This window comes from Pseudomonas sp. LTR0, from assembly GCF_036630035.1.
GTDB lineage: Bacteria > Pseudomonadota > Gammaproteobacteria > Pseudomonadales > Pseudomonadaceae > Aquipseudomonas > Aquipseudomonas putida_Y.
Genome location: NZ_CP123734.1, coordinates 4,448,302 through 4,469,173, shown reverse-complemented (window position 1 = coordinate 4,469,173; position 20,872 = coordinate 4,448,302). Strand labels below are relative to the sequence as shown.

The following is a 20,872-nucleotide window of genomic DNA, read 5'->3' as shown; positions in this document are numbered from 1 at the left end:
CGGGTTTTGCAATACAAACCTGATGGAGCCGAACCATGAGCTATCACCTGATCATCGGCGACAAGCTGTACTCCTCCTGGTCGCTGCGTGGCGCCTTGGCCCTCGAGCTGGCTGGCATGCCCTACGAAGAAACCCTGATCAAGCTGAACCAGCCTGATACCCGCCAGCGCATCCTCGCTTTCTCCTCCACCGGCAAGGTACCGCTGCTCAAGACCGAGCACGGTGTGATCGCGGACTCGCTGGCCATTGCCGAATACCTCAACGAACGCCACCCCGAAGCCCAGATGTGGCCTGCCGATGTGGCGGCGCGAGCCCAGGCCCGTTCGGCCTGTGCGCAGATGCATAGCGGCTTTTTTGCCCTGCGCGGCGCCATGCCGTTCGACTTGTCGCGCGACCAGGCGCTGGACAACGTGCCGCTGGACGTGCAAATCGACATCGACCGTATCGTTGCGCTGTGGTCCGAATGCCGTCTGGTGGCCAAGGACAGCGGCCCGTTCCTGTTCGGCAAGGCAAGCCTGGCCGATGCCTTCTTTGCCCCGGTGGCCGTGCGCCTGCGCACCTACCGCGTAGAAGTCCCCGCTGAGGCGGCAGCCTACATCGAGACCATTTATCAGTGGCCAGCCTTCCAGGCATGGCAACAGGCAGGCCTGGAGGAGCGTGAAGCGTGAAACGGATTCATGTAGTAGCGGCCGTCATTCGCGGTGCTGATGGCCGTATTCTGATCGCACGTCGTGCCGATACCCAGCACCAGGGCGGCTTGTGGGAGTTTCCCGGTGGCAAGGTGGAGGAAGGCGAGAGCGTCGAAGCGGCGCTTGCCCGCGAGTTGCGCGAGGAGCTGGGCATTGAGGTAACCCGGTCGCGTGCGCTGATCAAGGTCAGCCATGACTACCCGGACAAGCAGGTGCTGCTGGATGTGCGCGAGGTCGAAGCGTTCACTGGCGAACCCCACGGTGCCGAAGGCCAGCCGCTGGAGTGGGTTGCCCCGCGCGATTTGCCGCAGTACGAATTCCCCGAGGCCAACAAGCCGATCGTCGCCGCTGCGCGCCTGCCGGACCAGTACCTGATCACCCCGGATGGCCTGGAGGTGCCGCAGCTGCTCAAGGGCATCCAGAAGGCGGTGGCCAACGGCATTCGCCTTATCCAGTTGCGTGCTCCGGACATGTACGACCCCAAGTACCGCGACGTGGCGGTGGATGCGGTCGGGCTGTGTGCGGGCAAGGCGCAGTTGATGCTTAAAGGGCCACTGGAATGGCTGGGTGATTTCCCAGCGGCAGGTTGGCACCTGACGGCCGCGCAACTGCGCAAGTACGCTGCCAGGGGCCGGCCGTTCCCCAAGGAACGCTGGTTGGCCGCGTCCTGCCACAGTGCCGAGGAGCTGGCGCTGGCTGAGCAGATGGGCGTGGACTTTGTCACCCTGTCGCCAGTGCAGGCAACCCAGACTCATCCGGATGCGGTGCCGCTGGGCTGGGATGAGGCGCAGCGCGTGATTGCCGGGTTCAACAAACCGGTGTATCTGCTGGGTGGGGTAGGGCCGAGTGAGCGCGAGCAGGCTTGGGAAGCGGGTGCACAGGGTGTGGCCGGCATCCGGGCGTTCTGGCCCGAGGTTTGAGTCCCCTGTAACAGGGGCCGCTGCGGGGCCCATTCGCGGGCTTGCCCGCTCCCACAGGAAACTCACAAGCTCCAAGCCTGCTCGAAACCTGTGGGAGCGGGCAAGCCCGCGAATGGGCTGCAAAGCAGCCCCAGAAGTATCAGCCTTGGGGTTTCTCGGCGGGCTGCCACAAAACCTCAGCCACCCCTTGGCGCCGCCCGATGATCCGCGCCGCCACGAACAATAGATCGGAAAGCCGGTTGATATATGTCATCCCAACGCCTTCCAGCGGCTCCATGGCATTCAACTGCTGGCACCGGCGCTCTGCACTGCGCGCCAGGCTGCGGCACACATGCGCCTGCGCCACCAGCGCCGAACCACTGGGCAGAATGAAGTTCTTCAGCGGCCCCAGCTCTTCGTTCCACACATCGATGGCCGCCTCCAGGCGTTCCACTTCCGCCAGGTTCAACGCCTGGTAACTGGGCATCGCCAGCTCGCCACCCAGGTCGAACAAGCGGTGCTGACACGGCGCCAGCACCTCGGTCACTTCATTCAGCCCGTGCTCGGCAAGCCCCGCCAGCAGCAACCCCAACTGGCTGTTCAGGCTGTCCACCTCGCCAATCGCTTCGATCCGCGGGTGGTCCTTGGGCACCCGACGGCCGTCGCCGAGGCCGGTTTCGCCTTTGTCGCCGGTGCGGGTATAGATCTTCGAAAGGCGGTAGCCCATGTCATTGCTCCGTTCTGGCCGGCACCGCCGCTGCCGGCTGGCTGAGGGGCAGGCGCAGGGTAAAGCAGGTGCCTTGGCCTGGCGTGGATTGCACTTCCATCTGCCCCTTGTGGTTGTTGGTGATGATGAAGTACGAGACTGACAGGCCCAGCCCGGTGCCCTGGCCGATTTCCTTGGTGGTGAAGAACGGCTCGAAGGTGCGCTTGCGCACTGCCTCGGGCATGCCGACGCCATTGTCCTCGACCTGGATTTCCGCCCATGGCGGGTTCAGCCGGGTGCGCAGTGTGATGCGCCCGGGCTCGCTGGGTTGCGGGCGCTGGTGGATGGCTTGGGCCGCATTCTTCAGCAAGTTGAGCAGTACTTGTTCCAGCTCGTTGGCGGTGCAGGGCACCGGCCCCAGGTTGGGGTCGAACTGGCGCACGATGGCTTGACCCTTGAAGTCGAAGCCGATGGCCAGGTCGAAGTCATTGCCGGCAATTTCAAGGGCCTGATCGATCAGTGCCGGCAGCTCACATGGCACCAGTTGGCGGTCGCTGCGGCGGCTGAAGCTGAGCATGTGGGTGACGATCTTCGCCGCCCGGGCTCCGGCCTGCTGAATGCCGTCGAGCAGTTGCGGCACCTCGCGGCTGTCCAGATAGCGGTTGATCGTGGCCAGGTCGATGCCCAGCTCTTCGGCCTGTTCCTGGTTGCGCGGCAGGTCGGACGACAGGCGCCGGCGAATGTTCTGCACGTTGTGCAGGATAGCGCCCAGCGGGTTGTTGATTTCATGCGCCATGCCGGCAGCCAGGCCACCGACCGAGAGCATTTTTTCCGACTGCACCATCATCTCTTCCAATGACAGACGCTGGGTGATGTCGTCGATACGAATGACCACGCCGCGCCCACCGCCGCCGGTCAGTGGGTAGAAGGTCAGGGCGTAGTGGCGTAGGTCGTCGCCCTTGGGCCAGGTTACCCGCTCGATCTTCGCCACTCGATGTTTTTCCACGGTCTCCTTCAGCTGCGGGAGGAACGGCTTCAGCGGTTCGAAAGCAATGAACACGGGCTGGTTAAGTGCCTCGTCCAGTGGCGTGCCGGAAAGCACCGTGGCTTCGTGGTTCCATTGGGTCACGTAAAGCTGTTCGTCGAGGGCAATCAGCGCCGAGGGCATCGAGTCGATGATGCTGTTGAGGTAGTTCTGGAAACCGGTGAGTTTTTTCTCGATCTTGCTGCGTACCTGCACTTCCAGTTCCAGCTTGCGGTTGGTGTGGCGGGTTTCCTCAGCAAGGCCCTGAGCCTGGTCGTAGGCGCTCTGGAATTCATCGCGGGCGCTCTTGAGCTGCTGCTCGCGGGCCTCGATGCGCGACAGCATGGTGTTGAAGGCCTCGGCCAGGCTGCCGATTTCATCGTCGTTGCCGCGCTGGGCGCGCAAGGCGTAGCTCTCTTCACGGGTAACCTGGCGGCTGAGTTCCTCAAGCTGGTTGATCGGTTGTGTGATCAGGCGCTTGATCTGCCGGGCGATGACGATCCATAGCAGGACACTGAATACCAGGATACCCAGGCTGGCGCTGAGTGTGCCGGTGTAGAAGGCCATGGGCAGTTCGCTGCTGGCTACCAGCAGCAAGTGTGCCGGTGGGTTGGCATCGCGGGGGATGCGGATCAACTGAGTGCTGCGAAACTCCATCAGGCGCCAGCCGTCGATGTTTCGAAAACGCTTGGGCAGGGCCAGCGGCTCACCATGCTGCAACTGCGCCAGCATCTGCCCATCGCCACCGTAGACGGCGGCGGCACGCAGCGGTGTGTAATTGTCCAGTTCCTTGAGCAGGGCACGGGCGGTGTCCGGGGTGTCGCCGGCGCGGGCTGCAAGCTGTGGATTGGCCACCAGCCGGCCGATGGTCTGCAACGCCTGCGGCGCCATGCTTTCCTGGGTAATCCAGTAGGCGGCGCTGATGAAGGTGAGGTTGGCCACCAGCAAGATGGTCACCAGCAGTACCAGCAGGGCCGCCAGTAGCTTCTGCCCGACCGGGAGGTTTTCCAGGCGTTGGCGCAAGGTCATGGGCAAGGCAATGTCCGTATCCGGTTGAAGGGCCGCGTCAGTCGCAGGGCAAACCACGCACGCGCAGGTTTTCGACCAAGCGCTGCAGCAGGTGTTCCAGCTGCGGCAGCTGCAGGCCATGACGTGTGGCCGCGCGGCAAGCATGGCCGAGCAGGTAGTGCAACTCGGTGCGCCGTCCTGCATGCACGTCCTGGTACATGGAAGAATAGTTGCCTGCGGTGGCGAGGATTACCCGCTGCACTTCTTCGTCCAGCCCCTCGGCTGCTTGCGGCTGGCCGCAACGGTGCAGCAGCCGGGCCAGCTCGACGCACAGGGCCTGAACTTCACCCAGGTGCCCCAGCAGCCCGCCATTCTGGCAATCGTGAAGCACGGTCAGCGGGTTGATGGCGCAATTGAGCGCCAGCTTGCGCCACAGGCGGGTGAGTATGTCCACTGTCCATTCAGCAGGGATACCGGCTTCGTGCAGGTCATCGAACCAGGCGGGGATCATGGGGTTACGTGGGTCGCCCAGCCAGTTGAAGCCATGGCCGGCAAAACGCACCTGCCAGTCCCCCTCGCGGAAGGCGCCTTCGGTGCTGGAGACGAAGATGCAGCGAGCGTGCGGCACAACGTCGGCGACTTCATCCTGGCTGCCCAGGCCATTCTGCAACAGCAGCACTTCGGCGCTCTCGGCCAGCCGCGGCGCTACACCGGCAATCGCCGGGGCTGCGTCATAGGCTTTGCAGGCCACCAGCAGGCGGTGGATCGGGCCTTGCGCCTGGGCGGTTTCGGCAGGTATGGCGTAGTGCCGTGTTTGCTCTTGCTCGACCAAGGTCAGGCCGCCAGCCTGCTGATAAGCCTGCAACCGTTGCCCGTCACGCAGGATCAGGCGCACAGCCTTGCCTGCGCGTGCCAGGCGGCAGGCCCACAGACTGCCCAGGCTACCGGCGCCGAGAATATGCCAGGTGCTGCTCATATGCGTTTCGCAACCCGTTATAATGAGCCCGCATTTTAACCTTCAAACCCAGCGCGCTCCATCTTCAGCCTGAGCGCGCTTTTATTTTGGGAGAACAACCATGCCTTCGTTCGACGTGGTATCGGAACTGGACAAGCACGAAGTGCAGAACGCGGTCGACAACGCCATCAAGGAACTGGACCGCCGCTACGACCTCAAGGGCAAAGGCACCTTCGAGTTCAAGGACAAAGAGCAGACCGTGATGCTCACCGCCGAGGAAGAGTTCCAGCTCGAGGCGATGCTGGAGATCCTGCGCCTGGCGCTGGTCAAGCGCAAGATCGACGTGAAGTGCCTGGAAACCAAGGACCCGTACGCCTCCGGCAAGGAAAAGAAACAGGAAGCCAAGTTCCGCGAAGGCATCGACAAGGACCTGGCGAAAAAGATCGTTGCCACCATCAAGGATGGCAAGTTGAAAGTACAGGCCGCCATCCAGGGTGAGCAGGTACGGGTAACCGGCAAGAAGCGTGACGACCTGCAGGAAGCCATTGCCCTGCTGCGCACCAAGGAATTCGACATGCCGCTGCAGTTCAACAACTTCCGCGACTGATGTGGGGTCGCCCGGAACCCCGATGGCCAAATGATGTCCATGGGGGCCGGGGTTGCGTAATAACACGCGCGGCCTGTTCTACCGTGTACTTGCCGCTCGGCATCAGGAGATGAATATGGATTTGAACGCTGAGGTCGATCAGCTCGTCCGCCAATCCCAGACGTGGATCCCTTTGATCATGGAATACGGCAGCCGTGTGCTGCTGGCACTGCTGACCCTGGCGGTTGGCTGGTGGATCATCAACAAGGTCAGCGCCCGCCTCGGCAAGCTGGTTGGCCTGCGCAACGCCGACCTGGCGCTGCAGGGCTTCATCAGCTCTCTGGCGAACATCGTGCTGAAGGTGCTGCTATTGGTCAGCGTGGCCTCGATGATCGGCATCGAGACCACCTCGTTCGTCGCAGCCATCGGTGCCGCAGGCCTGGCCATCGGCCTGGCCTTGCAGGGCAGCCTGGCGAACTTCGCCGGTGGTGTGCTGATTCTGATGTTCCGCCCGTTCCGTATCGGTGACTGGATCGAGGCGCAGGGCGTTGCCGGCACCGTCGACAGTATCCAGATCTTCCACACCGTGCTCCGCACCGCTGACAACAAGACAGTCATCATGCCCAATGGCAGCCTGTCCAACGGCATCATTACCAACACCAACCGCCAGCCGACGCGCAAGGTGGTGTTCGATGTGGGCGTTGACTACGAGGCCGACCTGCAGACTGCCCGCAATGTGTTGCTGGAGCTGGCGAAGGACCCACGTGTTCTGCAAGACCCGGCACCGCAGGCGGTCGTGTCGACGCTGGGCGACAGCTCGATCACCGTATCGCTGCGCTTGTGGACCAAGACCTCCGATTACTGGGACGTGATGTTCATGCTCAACGAGTATGCGCGTGACCGGTTGAAGGCCGAAGGGATCGACATTCCGTTTCCGCAGCGGGTTATTCGCGTGGTGCAGGAGACTGCAACGCAGTAATACCGCGTCAAAGCCGGGGCCGCAAAGCGGCCCCGACTTTTTTCCTGCCCTGATTACACTTGTTCACAGCAATTTCCGACCATTTCTGGCATATAGCCTGACCCCGCCTGCCACACCCGATACGCCATCATGAAACCACTGCTGTATATCACCCCTCTGCGCGCCTTGCTGTTCGGCCTGACGCTGGCCCTGTTCGAGCTACTGACCTACCTGGCCAGCGACGCGGTCATGCCGGCCATGCCGATTGTGGTCGGCGACCTCGACGCCAGCCCTGAGTACATTCCCCATGCCCTCAACCTTTACCTGCTGGGGGGCGTGGTACTGCAATGGCTGATCGGCCCGCTGGCCGACCGCTATGGACGGCGCCCGCTGCTGCTGGTCGGCTGCGCGTTCTTTGGCTTGGCGTGCCTGGCGACTTTCTGGGTCCAGGACATCGGCCTGTTCAACCTGTTGCGCCTGTTGCAGGGCATTGGCCTGGGTTTTGTGGTCACTGTCAGCTACCCGGCCCTGAACGAGGCTTTCAGCGAGGCTGATGCCGTACGCATGATGGCCCTGCTGGCCAACATCGCCTTGCTGTCGCCCCTGCTCGGGCCGCTGGTGGGCACCTTGCTGCTGCAATGGCTGGACTGGCGCTGGCTGTTCGTGGCGTTCGCCATCGGCGCAGTGCTGGCCTGGCTGCTGTTGTATCGCCTGATGCCGGAAACCCTGGGTGTGGAACGCCGTGACGGCTCGCGGCTGGCGTTCACGCCGATTCACCTGCTGCCACTGTTGGCGGGCTATGGCCAGTTGCTGGCCAACCGCCGCTTCGTTGCAGGGAGCGCCGCCCTTGGGTTGGTCGGTTTACCGCTGATTGGCTGGATCGGTCTGTCGCCGGTGCTGCTGATTCATGATGAGGGATTGAGTACCCTGGAGTATGCGTTGTGGCAGTTGCCTGTGTTTGGCGGGCTGATCCTCGGTAACCTGATCATCAACCGTATTGCTGATCGCTACCCGCTGCCAGCCTTGGTGCGTGGTGCGCTCTGGCCATACCTGGCCGGCCTGTGCCTGATGGTGCTGGCGACCTGGTACTGGCCCAGCGTGACCAGTGTGGTGGCCGGCATGTCGCTGTACGCGCTGGGGTTAGGCGTGGCCAATGCGGTGCTGTACCGCATGACGCTGTTCTCCAGTGAACAGAGCAAGGGGCTGGTTTCGGCCATGCTGGGGATGATCACCATTGCCTTGCTTGGGCTCGGCGGGGCGCTGCTGGCGATGATTGGCGCTGGTGCCAGCTTGCTGCATTTTGCCCTGGCGGCGGGCGTAGCAGGGGCGTTGGCGCTGTGGCCGCTGTGGTTTGTGGTGGGTGGGCGGCCCGGGGAAGGGGCTGTAGCTCGATAATCGGTATTGCCTGTGCCGGCCTCTTCGCGGGTAAACCCGCTCCTACAAGGCAACGCGGCCCGGCCTCTTCGCGGGTAAACCCGTTCCTACAAGGCGACGCGGCCCGGCCTCTGCGCGGGTAAACCCGCTCTTACAAGGCAACGCGGCCCGGCCTCTTCGCGGGTGAACCCGTTCCTACAAGGCGACGCGGCCCGGTGTAGGAGCGGGTTCACCCGCGAAGAGGCCTGCACAGGCAACACAAACCTTCAGGGCCGCTCAGCTGCGGAGTGTTCCTCCGCCACCGGGGTTCCCCGCCCGGCTTCCTGATGCCACTGCAGGGCGATCAGGATCAGCGTAGGCACACCCAGCAAAGCAGTGATCAGGAAGAAGTCGTGGTAGCCGAACTTCTCCACAATAACGCCCGAATACCCGCCGATCAGCCGCGGCAACAGCAGCATGATCGAACTGAGTAGTGCGTACTGGGTCGCCGAGAACTTCAGATTGGTCAGGCTTGACAGGTAGGCCACAAAGGCCGAGGTAGCCATGCCGGAGCTGAAGTTGTCCAGTGAGATGGTCACCACCAGCATTTCCAGGTTCGGACCCATGTCAGCCAGCATCAGGAACAGGATGTTGGTGCCGGCAGAGGCTACGCCGCCGATGAACAGGATGGGCATGATGCCGAAACGTACGATCAGCAGGCCCCCAACTCCGGCGCCGACCAGGGTCATGATCAGACCGAAGATCTTGCTGACGCTGGCAATCTGGTCCTTGGTGAAGCCCATGTCGATATAGAACACGTTGGCCATCACCCCCATCACCGTGTCCGACATGCGATAGGTGGCGATCAGGCCTAGCAGCAGCAGAGCTTGCCAGCGGTAGCGGGTGATGAAGTCGTTGATTGGGGTCAGCACGGGGGCCAGGCCGCGACGACCGAGGCTCGACAGGCAGGCCCAGGACAGCAGCACGTACAGGATCAGGCGCAGGAAGGCGCGGTCTTCCAGCAGCAGGTCGAGCGGCGTGGCATCACCGGAGATCACGCTGGACCAGCCGGTGTTGAACATCTGGGTGAAGCTGGCCGGTACCGAGACCAGCAGGATGATCAGCACGAACACCGAGGCCATCTGGTGCACCAGCCCGTAGCGCGCTGCCGACAACTGGGTGCGCATGGGCACTGGCGGTTCGCGCATGACCAAGGTGGTGAACAGGGCGGGCAGCATCATCACCCCGAACATCACGTACGTGCCGGCCCACGCCTTGTGCAGGTAGCTGAAGCCGGTAGAGCCGAACCACTCGGCGAAGAACAGGGCACCGGCCGTGGCGAGCAAGGCAGCCACCCGGTAGCCGGCCATGTAGCTGGCAGCGAGCGCGGCCTGGCGCTGGTCATCAGCGATTTCCAGGCGGTAGGCGTCGACAGCGATGTCCTGGGTAGCCGAGGCGAAGGCCACCAGTACGGCCATGGCAATCAGCCAGGAGAGGTGTTGTTGCGGGTCGCACAGGCTCATGCCGACCAGCCCGATCACCACCAGCGCTTGCGACAACAGCAGCCACGAGCGCCGGCGCCCGAGGCCGCCAAGCAACGGCAGGCGCCATTGGTCGAGCAGCGGTGACCAGACCCACTTGAAGGCGTAGGCCAAGCCAATCAGGCTGGCGTAACCGATGGTTTCACGGGCAACGCCGGCTTCGCGCAACCATACCGACAGGGTCGAGAACACCAGCATGTACGGCAGGCCGGCGGCGAAACCGAGTAGCAAAAGTACCAAGGTTGACGGGCTGGCATAGGCAGCAAGCGCAGCGCGCCAGGTTTTACGGGGCATGGGCCAACATCTGCCTCAAGTTTTCGAAAACAAAGCGCGCACTCTAACCGCTGTGCTCCATTGGGCGCCAGCCATGGCGCGTCATATCCACACGATTGTTGCTTACATTCACACCTTCCCCGCGTAATCGCGCCCTTTGCTCATCGCCTGACGGTGTACCCAGCGCCAGGCTCAGCCGGCCACCCGCGCCGAGCACCCGATGCCAAGGCAGGCGAGTGTCTGCAGGCAACTGCCCCAGAGTGCGCCCAACCCAGCGCGCCGCACGGCCAAGCCCAGCCAGCTCGGCCAGTTGGCCATAGCTCACCACCTTGCCAGGTGGTACTTGGCCAAGTACGGAATACAGCGCCGTTCGTCGGCCCTCGGCCGAATCAAGGGCGTGCTCATATCCATCAGACATCTCGCCCGCCTTGGGCTGCAGATGAAACCGGACCGGTGGTCCGGCAAATGAGAGTTGAACTCAACGGCATGCTCCCGGTCTGTCCTTGCTCTGGTCGTGGGTATCTGGATAATGCCCGGCTTTTTCGTCAAATCGAACCTTAGTCCGCAAACAAAGCCTGTTTATGAATTCTAGATCCTTGTTGTGCCTTCTTGCTGTTTCCCTGTGCGCCTCTCCGGTGTTCGCCGACACTGTGTGGATGAAGAACGGTGACCGGCTGAGTGGCAAGATCAAGGTCTTCGACGGCGGCAAGCTGCTGCTGGAAACCCCTTATGGCGGGTCCATCGCCCTGGACTGGAAACAGGTCCAGACGCTGGAAAGCGATCAGGAGATGCTGGTCAAGCAGGACGCCTACAGCGGAGAGAAAGCCAAGTCGCTCAAGGCCGCCGAGCCAGGCAAGGTGACCTTGGCCAATGGCGATTCACCGAAGACGGTGGAGCTGGCCAGCATCGAGCAGATCATGAAGCCCAAGCCGTTGGTCGAGGATTTCGTGTGGAAAGGCAATGTCGACGTGGCGCTGGACTACAAGCGCGCCGAGAACGACACCGACGATTATGACGTGGGCTTCAAGACCACTGCCCGCCATGGCCGCTGGCGGCACAACGCCGAGGGTGAGTACAACCGCGAGACCAAGGACGACGTTACCACCACCGACAACTGGAGCGCCGAGTACGCTCTGGACCGCTTCATGACCGAGAAGTGGTTCTGGCAGGGGCGTGCGGAATACAAGCGCGATCACATCGAAGACCTGGCCCGCCAGCGCACCGTGGGTACCGGCCCGGGTTACCAGTTCTGGGACGATGAGCTGGGCGCGTTCTCGCTGGGCTCACTGATCAACCGTACTGACTTCGAGTATCAGGACGGCGGCAAGGACAATTTCTATTCTGCGGCCGTGAAGTGGGATTACACCCGCTACCTGATCGGCAAGAACGTGCAGCTGTTCACCAACGGCGAGTTCGCCAAGCCGCTGGGTGGCGTGGCCGACTACTCGCTGGATGCCGAGGTTGGCCTGCGCTACAAGGTCACCGAGTGGGCCTCGCTCAACCTCAAGGCAGAGAAGGATATCATCACCGGCACGCGTGAAAGTGACCTGGACAAGACACGCTATACCGCGGGCTTTGGCGTTACCTGGTAAGGCATCAGGATGCAGGTCATTGGCACAGGCAGCTGATAATGCTTATCTTGTCCCCAACCCGTCCGCCAGGAGCCGCCCTCAAGTGAGTACCAACGCCATCCGCCCCGCCCGGGAACTGCTGCTCAAGGAATACCGAGGCGTGCTTTCGACCCATTCCAGGTCGATGCCTGGCTACCCCTTTGGTTCGGTCGTGCCGTACTGCCTGGACGCCCAGGGCAACCCGCTGATCCTGATCAGCCGCATTGCCCAGCACACCCATAACCTGCTGAAGGACCCCAAGTGTTCGCTGCTGGTGGGTGAGCGCGGGGCTGAAGATGTGCAGGCGGTAGGGCGCCTGACGGTGATGGCCGAAGCGCACAAGCTGGTCGACGAGGCCGTCATCGAGGCCGCCGCCGAACGCTATTACCGCTATTTCCCGGACGCGGCCAACTACCACAAGGCCCACGACTTCGATTTCTGGGTGCTGCAACCGGTGCGCCACCGCTACATCGGCGGCTTCGGTGCGATCCACTGGCTTGACCATGTGACCTTGGCCAACCCGTTCGCCGGCAAGGCCGAGGGGAGCATGATCGAACACATGAACAGCGATCACGCCAATGCCATTGCCCACTACGTCGAACTGGCCGGGTTGCCACAGCATGTAACGGCGCAGATGGTCGGGGTAGACAGCGAAGGCATGCACCTGCGCATCGGCCAGGCAGTGCACTGGTTGCCTTTCCCGACAACTTGCAACACGCCGACACAAGTCCGCGAGGCCTTGGTTTTGCTGGCTCGCGCTGACAAATGGCCGGTTGTGATGCAAACCGAGGGTTGAAATCCGGAGCGCAGGCATCCATCTGAGGTCTTATTGGAAGGTTATCTTCCGTCGAGGAACCCTTGATGCGTGCTTTTCTACTGCTGTTTCTGATTTTTCCTGTGCTGGAGCTGTTCGTCTTCGTGAAGGTCAGCGCGGCAATCGGTTTCTTTCCGGCGTTGCTGCTGATCATCGCCGGCTCCGCCTTGGGCGTACTGGTCATGCGGGTGGCCGGCCTGGCGACTGCATTGCGCGCCCGTGAAAGCCTGCAGCGCGGTGAATTGCCCGCCGAGGACATGTTCCAGGGCATGATGCTGGCCGTGGGTGGTGGCCTGTTGCTGCTGCCAGGCTTCATCAGCGACGTGTTGGGTGTGCTGTGCCTGCTGCCGTTCACCCGTCGCCTGGCTGCGCGCAAGATGCGCGAGCGTGCCGAGGCCCAGGCCATGCGCCAGCGTGCATTCCAGGACGACCCCTTCCAGGCGCAGCCGCGTGATGGCGGCCACCGCCCGAACGTGATCGAAGGCGAGTACGAGCGCCGCGACAAGTAAAAAGGACCGGGGCCGCACAAGCGGCCCCGGTTTTTTTTGGCCTGATGAAAATTTTTCTATCTCGAGCCTTGTAATTGGATGTGGCGGCCTCATGTATGTGGTCACCGCAAGGTTTCTGGTGGCAACACCAGACATTACACAGGTGGTTCGCTCACAGCGGGCCACCCCCGGCAACGCCGGACAGCATCAAAACCGCCGGTGTCGAACCGGCCGATGAAAACCACAATTTGGGAGAGATCGACAATGAAACTTCGTCCTCTGCATGACCGCGTAGTCATCCGTCGCAGCGAAGAAGAATCGAAAACCGCTGGCGGTATCGTCCTGCCGGGTTCGGCCGCTGAAAAACCAAACCGCGGCGAAGTTGTAGCCGTCGGCACCGGTCGCGTTCTGGACAACGGCGAAGTTCGCGCGCTGGCCGTGAAAGTGGGTGACAAAGTGGTTTTCGGCCCGTACTCGGGCAGCAACACCGTGAAAGTCGATGGCGAAGACCTGCTGGTCATGGCCGAGAACGAAATCCTCGCCGTTGTCGAAGGCTGATTTCCCCCCGACTTCCCGTTACTCCAAAGTTTTTCAAGGATTAAACGATCATGGCTGCTAAAGACGTAAAATTTGGTGATTCCGCTCGTAAGAAAATGCTGGTTGGTGTCAACGTTCTGGCTGACGCGGTAAAAGCGACCCTGGGCCCGAAAGGCCGTAACGTGGTACTGGCCAAGAGCTTCGGCGCCCCGACCATCACCAAGGACGGCGTTTCCGTCGCCAAAGAAATCGAGCTGAAAGACGCTTTCGAAAACATGGGCGCCCAGCTGGTCAAGGAAGTTGCTTCCAAGGCCAACGACGCTGCCGGTGACGGCACCACCACCGCTACCGTTCTGGCTCAGGCCATCGTCAACGAAGGCCTGAAAGCCGTCGCTGCCGGCATGAACCCGATGGACCTGAAGCGCGGTATCGACAAGGCCACTGCTGCCGTTGTTGCCGAGCTGAAGAACCTGTCCAAGCCATGCGCCGACTCCAAGGCCATCGCCCAGGTTGGTACCATCTCTGCCAACTCCGACAACTCCATCGGTGAAATCATCGCCGAAGCCATGGAAAAAGTCGGTAAAGAAGGCGTGATCACCGTTGAAGAAGGCTCGGGCCTGGAAAACGAACTGTCCGTCGTAGAAGGCATGCAGTTCGACCGTGGCTACCTGTCGCCGTACTTCGTCAACAAGCCGGACACCATGGTTGCCGAGCTGGAAAGCCCGCTGCTGCTGCTGGTCGACAAGAAAATCTCCAACATCCGTGAGCTGCTGCCAGTTCTGGAAGCCGTTGCCAAGGCCGGCCGCCCACTGCTGATCGTTGCCGAGGACGTTGAAGGTGAAGCGCTGGCTACCCTGGTAGTCAACAACATGCGCGGCATCGTCAAGGTTGCTGCAGTCAAGGCTCCGGGCTTCGGCGATCGCCGCAAGGCCATGCTGCAGGACATCGCCGTCCTGACTGGCGGCCAGGTCATCTCCGAAGAAATCGGCCTGTCCCTGGAAACCGCTACCCTGGAGCACCTGGGTAACGCCAAGCGCGTCATCCTGTCCAAGGAAAACACCACCATCATCGACGGTGCTGGTGCTGACACCGAGATCGAAGCACGCGTCAAGCAGATCCGTGCCCAGATCGAAGAAACTTCCTCGGACTACGACCGTGAGAAGCTGCAAGAGCGTCTGGCCAAGCTGGCTGGCGGTGTTGCCGTAATCAAGGTGGGTGCCGGCACTGAAGTTGAAATGAAAGAGAAGAAAGCCCGCGTTGAAGACGCCCTGCACGCTACCCGTGCAGCCGTTGAAGAAGGCGTGGTGCCTGGCGGTGGTGTTGCCCTGGTTCGCGCCCTGGCAGCCATCGTCGACCTGAAAGGCGACAACGAAGACCAGAACGTCGGTATCGCGCTGCTGCGTCGCGCTGTTGAATCCCCGCTGCGCCAGATCACAGCCAACGCCGGTGATGAGCCAAGCGTGGTTGCTGACAAGGTCAAGCAAGGTTCGGGCAACTACGGCTACAACGCTGCTACCGGTGAATACGGCGACATGATCGAGATGGGCATCCTGGACCCAGCCAAGGTTACTCGCTCGGCGCTGCAAGCTGCTGCTTCGATCGGCGGTCTGATGATCACCACCGAAGCCATGGTTGCCGACCTGCCGGAAGACAAGCCAGCTGCTGGCATGCCTGATATGGGCGGTATGGGTGGCATGGGCGGCATGATGTAAGCCAGCCTTACCCCCTGCACCATCAAAAAGCCCCGGTTCGCGAGAACCGGGGCTTTTTGTTGTTCCTGTCGGGGCCTCTTCACAGCACAAGGCTGCTCTTGAGCCTTGTGCTGTGAAAAGAGTGGATCAACCGACCAGCGGATCACCGACGTGCAGGATCTTCATGCCGTTGGTGCCACCGATGGTGTGGTAGCTGTCACCCTTGGTCAGGATCACCCAGTCACCTTGCTCCACCAGGCCACGTTTGAGCAGCTCGTCGACCGCTGCCTGGCTCACCTTGTCGGCCGGCAGCGCGGCCGGGTCGAAGGCAATCGGGTACACACCACGGAACATCGAGGCGCGCGCCTGGGTAGCGCGACGCGGCGACAGGGCGAAGATCGGTACATGCGAACGCAGGCGCGACATGATCAGCGGGGTGTAGCCGCTTTCGGTCAGGGCGATGATCGCCTTTACGCCCGGGAAGTGGTTGGCAGTGTACATGGCCGCCAAGGCGATGCTTTCGTCGCAGCGCTCGAAGGTGGTGTGCAGGCGATGGCTGGACTTCTGGCTGGTCGGGTGCTTTTCGGCACCCAGGCAGATGCGTGCCATGGCCTGGACCGCTTCGATCGGGTAGGAACCGGCGGCGCTTTCGGCCGACAGCATCACCGCATCGGTGTTGTCCAGCACGGCGTTGGCCACGTCGGACACCTCAGCGCGGGTCGGCATCGGGTTCTGGATCATCGACTCCATCATCTGGGTCGCCACGATCACTGCCTTGTTGTTGCGGCGGGCGTGCTGGATGATCTTCTTCTGGATGGCGATCAGCTCGGCGTCGCCGATTTCCACGCCGAGGTCACCACGGGCAACCATCACCGCGTCGGAGGCGGCGATCAGCTTGTCGAGGGTCTCGTCATCGGCAACTGCTTCGGCGCGTTCGATCTTGGCCACCAGCCAGGCGCTGCCGCCGGCTTCGTCACGCAACTTGCGCGCGTATTCCATGTCGCTGGCGTCACGCGGGAAGGACACGGCCAGGTAGTCCAGGTCCATTTCCGCAGCCAGCTTGATGTCGGCCTTGTCCTTTTCGGTCAGGGCCGGTGCGGTCAGGCCACCCCCTTTACGGTTGATGCCTTTGTGGTCCGACAGCGGGCCACCGATGATCACCACGCAGTGCAGGGCGTCTGCAGTGGCGGTTTCGACGCGCATGACCACGCGGCCATCGTCGAGCAGCAGTTCGTCACCAACGCCGCAGTCCTTGACCAGGTCGGGGTAGTCGATACCGACGATGTCCTGGTTGCCTTCGGTCAGCGGGTGGGCGGTGGAGAAGGTGAACTTGTCACCGATCTTCAGTTCGATGCGCTTGTTGGCGAACTTGGCGATGCGGATCTTCGGACCCTGCAGGTCGCCCAGCAGTGCAACATGGCGGCCGTTCTTGGCGGCGATGTCACGAATCAGGCGCGCGCGGGCCTTGTGCTCGTCCGGCGTGCCGTGGGAGAAGTTCAGACGTGCCACGTCCAGGCCGGCGAGGATCAGTTGTTCGATCACTTCCGGCGAGTTGCTGGCGGGGCCAAGGGTGGCGACGATTTTGGTGCGGCGGATGCTCATGCACAGACTCCTATAGTGAAGCGCAGCGAAAGGCTACTCCTGAATCTCGCTGTAGTCATTGTTCCGTTGCACTACCTACGCCCAGGGCAGGGTGGCATTTGAACGGGGCAGGGTATCCTTGCAAAAGGGTGTGAAGATTTGCAGGCAAACGCCGATACACTGGCATCAAAGGAGATCCCCATGCGAGCCCTGATCGTTTTAGCCCTGGCCGCCAGCACCGTCGGCTGCACCCGCTGGTCCATGGACCACCACCTGAACAATGCCTACCGCGCCTACGACCGCGGCGATTGCGCGCGGGTCATGCTCGAACTGTCGCAGGTTGATCGCACCAGCCGTGCCCGGCCGTTCATCCACCCCGAAGTGTCATTGCTGCGCGGCCAGTGCCTGGAGCGCCAGGCGTTGTACGTGGATGCGGCGCAGACCTATCAGTACCTGATCCAGCAGTACCCGGGCAACGAGTATGCCTATCGCGCCCAGGCGCGCCTGCAGACCCTGGAAAAACTCGGCCATTTGCGCGGTGCGGGAACAGCCGTGGCCAACCCGGTGACGAGCGTACCTTGGCGCTAACACAAAGGTGTGGTTAATTTCACGAGATTTGCTGCGCGTGCTGCGCTAATCTGTAACTCAGTTGTTACAACAACCGCCAGTACTTTGTATTCCTGGCATCAGGTACGGAATACACTCGCGATCATGTTCAACAAGCGCCACATCGAACGTCATCAGCTACCTTGTGTCCTCAAGGTATTCAACCGCTTTACCGGTCAGGAGATCGGTCAGCTAGGCAATGCCTCTGAAAATGGGCTGATGGTCATCAGCCAGCTACCTGTGTTGGTCGGGCCCGATTACGAGCTGCAACTGCGTATGCCCCTGCCTGGCGGCGGGCACCAGTTCGTCAACCTCACTGCCAGTTGCCTGTGGTGCCGTGAGGACCAGACACCTGGGCATTACGATTCGGGCTTCATGCTGCTGCAGTCTCCGCGCGAGTACGATGATTTCGTTCGTTCATTGCGCGACTATTTCAGTTTCCGCCCCGCCAACGCGCCCGTCTGAACGTTCATTTTTCAGAATCGCGCTAGAATCGGGTCGACCTCGATACAGGACGACCCCGTGACCTCCAGCATTTTCTGGCACGACTATGAAACCACCGGCATCAACCCGCGCTGCGATCGGCCGCTGCAGGTGGCCGGCGTGCGCACTGACTTCGACCTCAACGAGATCGACGAGCCGATCAGTCTCTATTGCCGGCCGTCGGACGATATCCTGCCGCACCCGGCGGCCTGCCTGGTGACTGGCATCACGCCGCAACTGCTGGCGGAGCAGGGCTTGTGCGAAGCCGAGTTCATGACCCGTGTGCATGCCCAACTGGCGCAACCGGGCACCTGTGGTGCCGGCTACAACACCCTGCGCTTCGACGATGAAGTGACCCGCTACAGCCTTTACCGCAACTTTTTCGATCCGTACGCCCGTGAATGGCAGGGAGGCAATAGCCGCTGGGACCTTATCGATATTGTGCGTACCGCCTATGCCCTGCGCCCGGAGGGTATTCAATGGCCACAACAGGACGGGCGCACCAGTCTGCGTCTTGAACTGCTGAGCAAGGCCAATGGCATTGACCATGGGCATGCCCACGAAGCGCTTTCCGACGTGCGGGCAACCATTGCCTTGGCCCGCCTGATTCGGCAGAAACAACCCAAGTTGTATGACTGGCTGTTTCAGCTGCGCAGCAAGCATAAAGTGATGGAGCAGGTCCGTTTGTTGCAGCCACTGGTGCATATATCCGGACGTTTTTCGGCGGCGCGCAATTACCTGGGTGTCGTATTGCCACTGGCCTGGCACCCGCGTAATCGCAATGCACTGATTGTCTGCGACCTGCATCAGGAAACCCTACCGTTACTACGGGAAAGTGCTGAAGTTTTGCGTCAGCGTTTGTACACCCGGCATGATGAATTGGCTGAAGGTGAATTGCCGGTACCGCTCAAATTGGTGCAGATCAATCGTTGCCCGGTAGTGGCGCCGCTGTCGGTATTGCGCCCGGTCGATCAACAACGATTGGGCCTGGACTTGACGTTGTTACAATCGCGCGGCGAACAATTGGCCAATCAACAGGCGCAATGGCAAGAAAAGCTGGAGCACATCTATGGCAAGGACGAGTTCGCCCCGAGTGAGGACCCGGAACAGCAGTTGTATGAGGGTTTTATAGGTGACCGCGACCGGCGCTTATGCGAGCAAGTTCGTGCGCTGGAACCGGCGCAGTTGAGCCATGGCCACTGGATGTTCGATGATCCGCGTTTGCCGGAGCTGTTGTTCCGCTACCGGGCACGTAACTTCCCTGAAACCTTGACCGGCGAAGAGCGGCAACGTTGGTATGGCTTCTGCCAGCAACGCCTGAGCGACCCGCAGTGGGGCGCGCCGAATACCTTGGGCGACTTCGAACAGGCACGCCAGCAAGCCTGGGAGGGCGCCGACGAGGCGGGCAGGCGGGTGTTGGAGGCCTGGCAAATGCATGCTCGACAATTGCAGGAAAACTATTCAATCGGCTGATGGCAGGTAAACAAAAACGCCGGCAGTGTGCCGGCGTTTTTGTTGTGCGAAGCAAGAGGCGTATGCGGATAATCAGTCCAGCAGGGTTGCCCAGCTTTCAACCACATCGCCGCCCCAAGTGGCTTTCCACTCTTTCAGGGTCTTGTGGTTGCCGCCTTTGGTTTCGATCACTTCACCGTTGTGCGGGTTCTTGTATTGCTTGACCTTGCGTGCGCGCTTGGTGGCGGTAGTCTTGACCGAACCACGAGGTGCCTTGCTCAGTTTCGACTCTGGGTCGAGCAGGGCAATCACGTCGCGCAGCGACTTGGAGTATTCGCCCATCAGTGTGCGCAGTTTGCCTTCGAACTCCAGTTCTTTCTTCAGCTTGTCATCCTGCGACAGATTGGCCAGGCGGGCCTGAAGTTCCTTGATGGCTTCTTCGGTAGCGCGGTACTCGTTGATCAGGGACATGGAGTGTTCCTTAATGCGTGTTCAGAAATGTGTGGGCCAATAATAGACAGGCAATACTCGCAAGTAAACATAAGAATGGGCAATTAACTGTTAATTAAGCTGTGACAGCATTTCTCTACGTGAACAAAATTTTACATACGGCCCAGACGATTCGTCATGTCTGTCAGACAGAGCCCCTGCTGCGTTTTCGCGCCTGCATATGCCATCGTGGCAGCGATCAATACTGCGTTTTTTCTGGCGGGCCGCTAGAATAGGCGCCTTTGCGAAGTTCTGGAGTCTCATTCATGCGCACCTATCGTCTGGTGATCGCCTGCCCCGACCGTGTAGGCATCGTGGCGAAAGTCAGTAATTTCCTGGCCTTGTACAATGGCTGGATCAACGAAGCCAGCCACCACTCCGATGAGCAGAGCGGTTGGTTCTTCATGCGTCATGAAATCCGCGCTGAATCGCTGCCGTTCGGTATCGAAGCTTTCCGTGAAGCGTTTGCGCCGATCGCCGAAGAGTTCTCTATGACCTGGCGCATTACCGACTCGGCTCAGAAAAAACGCGTGGTATTGATGGCCAGCCGTGAGTCGCACTGCCTGGCAGACTTGCTGCACCGCTGGCACACCGATGAGCTGGACTGCGAGATCCCTTGCGTGATTTCCAACCACAACGACCTGCGCAGCATGGTCGAGTGGCACGGTATTCCGTTCTTCCATGTTCCGGTCGACCCCAAGGACAAGGCCCCGGCCTTTGCCGAAGTGTCGCGCCTGGTGCAGGAGCATGCCGCCGACGTCGTGGTACTGGCCCGCTACATGCAGATCCTGCCGCCACAACTGTGCCGGGACTATGCCGAGAAGGTGATCAACATCCATCACAGCTTCCTGCCGTCGTTCGTCGGCGCCAAGCCTTACCATCAGGCCGCCCTGCGGGGCGTGAAGCTGATTGGCGCGACTTGCCACTACGTCACCGAAGAGCTGGACGCCGGCCCGATCATCGAACAGGATGTGGTACGTGTCAGCCATGCTGACAGCATCGAGGACATGGTCCGCTTTGGCCGTGATGTGGAGAAGATGGTGCTGGCCCGTGGCCTGCGTTATCACCTGGAAGACCGCGTGCTGGTGCATGGTAACAAGACTGTGGTGTTCGACTGACACCACTTGGT

General features: G+C 61.3%; 21 protein-coding genes. 14 read left to right on the top strand and 7 right to left on the bottom strand.

Going from position 1 to position 20,872, the window contains the following annotated elements; translation table 11 throughout:
- Positions 1–35 precede the first annotated feature (35 nt).
- Positions 36–668 (top strand): glutathione S-transferase family protein, encoded by a 633-nt coding sequence (locus QCL51_RS20490; RefSeq protein ID WP_021785811.1) that lies wholly within the window; start codon positions 36–38, stop codon positions 666–668.
- Positions 665–1,609: a Nudix family hydrolase gene (locus QCL51_RS20485; RefSeq protein WP_021785810.1), complete on the top strand. Its 945-nt coding sequence runs from the start codon at positions 665–667 to the stop codon at positions 1,607–1,609. Before QCL51_RS20490 ends, QCL51_RS20485 begins: the two co-directional genes overlap by 4 nt.
- A 139-nt stretch (positions 1,610–1,748) precedes the next feature.
- Here the strand turns inward: QCL51_RS20485 and QCL51_RS20480 are convergent, their stop codons facing one another.
- Genes QCL51_RS20480 through QCL51_RS20470 form a run of 3 tightly spaced genes read right to left on the bottom strand, consistent with a single transcriptional unit; the run spans position 1,749 to position 5,302 of the window.
- Positions 1,749–2,315, bottom strand: coding sequence for a cob(I)yrinic acid a,c-diamide adenosyltransferase (locus QCL51_RS20480; RefSeq protein WP_021785809.1), 567 nt, complete (start codon positions 2,313–2,315; stop codon positions 1,749–1,751).
- Position 2,316: 1 nt separating this feature from the next.
- Positions 2,317–4,347, bottom strand: coding sequence for an ATP-binding protein (locus QCL51_RS20475; RefSeq protein ID WP_021785808.1), 2,031 nt, complete (start codon positions 4,345–4,347; stop codon positions 2,317–2,319).
- A gap of 37 nt (positions 4,348–4,384) precedes the next feature.
- Positions 4,385–5,302, bottom strand: a complete 918-nt coding sequence (locus QCL51_RS20470) for a putative 2-dehydropantoate 2-reductase (protein WP_021785807.1) — start codon at positions 5,300–5,302, stop codon at positions 4,385–4,387.
- 100 nt (positions 5,303–5,402) lie between these two features.
- On the opposite strand from QCL51_RS20470, the gene QCL51_RS20465 reads away from it, so the two are divergent.
- The 3 genes from QCL51_RS20465 to QCL51_RS20455 all read left to right on the top strand — a co-directional run bounded on the left by QCL51_RS20465 (position 5,403) and on the right by QCL51_RS20455 (position 8,220).
- On the top strand, positions 5,403–5,888 hold the full coding sequence (locus QCL51_RS20465; protein WP_003251890.1) for a YajQ family cyclic di-GMP-binding protein: 486 nt from the start codon (positions 5,403–5,405) through the stop codon (positions 5,886–5,888).
- A 115-nt stretch (positions 5,889–6,003) separates the two neighbouring features.
- Positions 6,004–6,846, top strand: coding sequence for a mechanosensitive ion channel domain-containing protein (locus tag QCL51_RS20460; protein ID WP_021785806.1), 843 nt, complete (start codon positions 6,004–6,006; stop codon positions 6,844–6,846).
- Positions 6,847–6,975: 129 nt separating this feature from the next.
- Positions 6,976–8,220: an MFS transporter gene (locus QCL51_RS20455; RefSeq protein WP_084850847.1), complete on the top strand. Its 1,245-nt coding sequence runs from the start codon at positions 6,976–6,978 to the stop codon at positions 8,218–8,220.
- 245 nt (positions 8,221–8,465) lie between these two features.
- Here QCL51_RS20455 and QCL51_RS20450 read toward each other — a convergent pair whose 3' ends face one another.
- A complete protein-coding gene (locus QCL51_RS20450) occupies positions 8,466–10,013 on the bottom strand; it encodes an AmpG family muropeptide MFS transporter (RefSeq protein WP_021785804.1) in 1,548 nt (515 codons plus the stop codon).
- Positions 10,014–10,056: 43 nt separating this feature from the next.
- On the bottom strand, positions 10,057–10,410 hold the full coding sequence (locus tag QCL51_RS20445) for an MGMT family protein (RefSeq protein ID WP_014592266.1): 354 nt from the start codon (positions 10,408–10,410) through the stop codon (positions 10,057–10,059).
- Positions 10,411–10,573: 163 nt separating this feature from the next.
- Here QCL51_RS20445 and QCL51_RS20440 point away from each other — a divergent pair, with 163 nt between their 5' ends.
- From QCL51_RS20440 to groL, 5 genes are all read left to right on the top strand, one after another.
- Entirely contained in the window at positions 10,574–11,584 is a 1,011-nt protein-coding gene (locus tag QCL51_RS20440; RefSeq protein WP_021785803.1) for a DUF481 domain-containing protein, read from the top strand.
- Positions 11,585–11,666: 82 nt separating this feature from the next.
- Complete coding sequence (locus QCL51_RS20435; RefSeq protein ID WP_274118874.1) at positions 11,667–12,398, top strand: HugZ family protein; 732 nt, start codon at positions 11,667–11,669, stop codon at positions 12,396–12,398.
- A 65-nt stretch (positions 12,399–12,463) separates the two neighbouring features.
- The gene (locus QCL51_RS20430; RefSeq protein WP_003251903.1) at positions 12,464–12,925 is read left to right on the top strand and encodes an FxsA family protein; all 462 of its coding nucleotides are present in this window, start codon (positions 12,464–12,466) and stop codon (positions 12,923–12,925) included.
- A 243-nt stretch (positions 12,926–13,168) separates the two neighbouring features.
- Entirely contained in the window at positions 13,169–13,462 is a 294-nt protein-coding gene (locus QCL51_RS20425; protein ID WP_003251905.1) for a co-chaperone GroES, read from the top strand.
- Positions 13,463–13,512: 50 nt separating this feature from the next.
- A complete protein-coding gene (gene groL / locus QCL51_RS20420) occupies positions 13,513–15,153 on the top strand; it encodes a chaperonin GroEL (RefSeq protein WP_021785801.1) in 1,641 nt (546 codons plus the stop codon).
- A gap of 126 nt (positions 15,154–15,279) precedes the next feature.
- Here the strand turns inward: groL and pyk are convergent, their stop codons facing one another.
- Positions 15,280–16,734: a pyruvate kinase gene (gene pyk / locus QCL51_RS20415; protein WP_021785800.1), complete on the bottom strand. Its 1,455-nt coding sequence runs from the start codon at positions 16,732–16,734 to the stop codon at positions 15,280–15,282.
- 180 nt (positions 16,735–16,914) lie between these two features.
- Here pyk and QCL51_RS20410 point away from each other — a divergent pair, with 180 nt between their 5' ends.
- From QCL51_RS20410 to sbcB, 3 genes are all read left to right on the top strand, one after another.
- Positions 16,915–17,301, top strand: coding sequence for a hypothetical protein (locus QCL51_RS20410; RefSeq protein ID WP_021785799.1), 387 nt, complete (start codon positions 16,915–16,917; stop codon positions 17,299–17,301).
- A 123-nt stretch (positions 17,302–17,424) separates the two neighbouring features.
- On the top strand, positions 17,425–17,784 hold the full coding sequence (locus tag QCL51_RS20405; protein ID WP_012053641.1) for a PilZ domain-containing protein: 360 nt from the start codon (positions 17,425–17,427) through the stop codon (positions 17,782–17,784).
- Between the two features lie 57 nt (positions 17,785–17,841).
- On the top strand, positions 17,842–19,275 hold the full coding sequence (gene sbcB / locus QCL51_RS20400) for an exodeoxyribonuclease I (protein ID WP_338444126.1): 1,434 nt from the start codon (positions 17,842–17,844) through the stop codon (positions 19,273–19,275).
- A gap of 72 nt (positions 19,276–19,347) precedes the next feature.
- Here sbcB and mvaT read toward each other — a convergent pair whose 3' ends face one another.
- Positions 19,348–19,725, bottom strand: a complete 378-nt coding sequence (mvaT, locus tag QCL51_RS20395; protein ID WP_003251920.1) for a histone-like nucleoid-structuring protein MvaT — start codon at positions 19,723–19,725, stop codon at positions 19,348–19,350.
- 284 nt (positions 19,726–20,009) lie between these two features.
- Here mvaT and purU point away from each other — a divergent pair, with 284 nt between their 5' ends.
- Entirely contained in the window at positions 20,010–20,861 is an 852-nt protein-coding gene (gene purU, locus QCL51_RS20390) for a formyltetrahydrofolate deformylase (protein ID WP_003251921.1), read from the top strand.
- Positions 20,862–20,872: the final 11 nt, after the last annotated feature.

Excerpts from the sequence above, each read along its gene's own strand:
- QCL51_RS20490 (WP_021785811.1), top strand. The coding sequence starts at position 36 with ATGAGCTATCACCTGATCATCGGCGACAAGCTGTACTCCTCCTGGTCG.
- QCL51_RS20480 (WP_021785809.1), bottom strand. The coding sequence starts at position 2,315 with ATGGGCTACCGCCTTTCGAAGATCTATACCCGCACCGGCGACAAAGGC.
- QCL51_RS20475 (WP_021785808.1), bottom strand. The coding sequence starts at position 4,347 with ATGACCTTGCGCCAACGCCTGGAAAACCTCCCGGTCGGGCAGAAGCTA.
- QCL51_RS20470 (WP_021785807.1), bottom strand. The coding sequence starts at position 5,302 with ATGAGCAGCACCTGGCATATTCTCGGCGCCGGTAGCCTGGGCAGTCTG.
- QCL51_RS20465 (WP_003251890.1), top strand. The coding sequence starts at position 5,403 with ATGCCTTCGTTCGACGTGGTATCGGAACTGGACAAGCACGAAGTGCAG.
- QCL51_RS20460 (WP_021785806.1), top strand. The coding sequence starts at position 6,004 with ATGGATTTGAACGCTGAGGTCGATCAGCTCGTCCGCCAATCCCAGACG.
- QCL51_RS20455 (WP_084850847.1), top strand. The coding sequence starts at position 6,976 with ATGAAACCACTGCTGTATATCACCCCTCTGCGCGCCTTGCTGTTCGGC.
- QCL51_RS20450 (WP_021785804.1), bottom strand. The coding sequence starts at position 10,013 with ATGCCCCGTAAAACCTGGCGCGCTGCGCTTGCTGCCTATGCCAGCCCG.
- QCL51_RS20445 (WP_014592266.1), bottom strand. The coding sequence starts at position 10,410 with ATGTCTGATGGATATGAGCACGCCCTTGATTCGGCCGAGGGCCGACGA.
- QCL51_RS20440 (WP_021785803.1), top strand. The coding sequence starts at position 10,574 with ATGAATTCTAGATCCTTGTTGTGCCTTCTTGCTGTTTCCCTGTGCGCC.
- QCL51_RS20430 (WP_003251903.1), top strand. The coding sequence starts at position 12,464 with ATGCGTGCTTTTCTACTGCTGTTTCTGATTTTTCCTGTGCTGGAGCTG.
- QCL51_RS20425 (WP_003251905.1), top strand. The coding sequence starts at position 13,169 with ATGAAACTTCGTCCTCTGCATGACCGCGTAGTCATCCGTCGCAGCGAA.
- groL (WP_021785801.1), top strand. The coding sequence starts at position 13,513 with ATGGCTGCTAAAGACGTAAAATTTGGTGATTCCGCTCGTAAGAAAATG.
- pyk (WP_021785800.1), bottom strand. The coding sequence starts at position 16,734 with ATGAGCATCCGCCGCACCAAAATCGTCGCCACCCTTGGCCCCGCCAGC.
- QCL51_RS20410 (WP_021785799.1), top strand. The coding sequence starts at position 16,915 with ATGCGAGCCCTGATCGTTTTAGCCCTGGCCGCCAGCACCGTCGGCTGC.
- QCL51_RS20405 (WP_012053641.1), top strand. The coding sequence starts at position 17,425 with ATGTTCAACAAGCGCCACATCGAACGTCATCAGCTACCTTGTGTCCTC.
- mvaT (WP_003251920.1), bottom strand. The coding sequence starts at position 19,725 with ATGTCCCTGATCAACGAGTACCGCGCTACCGAAGAAGCCATCAAGGAA.
- purU (WP_003251921.1), top strand. The coding sequence starts at position 20,010 with ATGCGCACCTATCGTCTGGTGATCGCCTGCCCCGACCGTGTAGGCATC.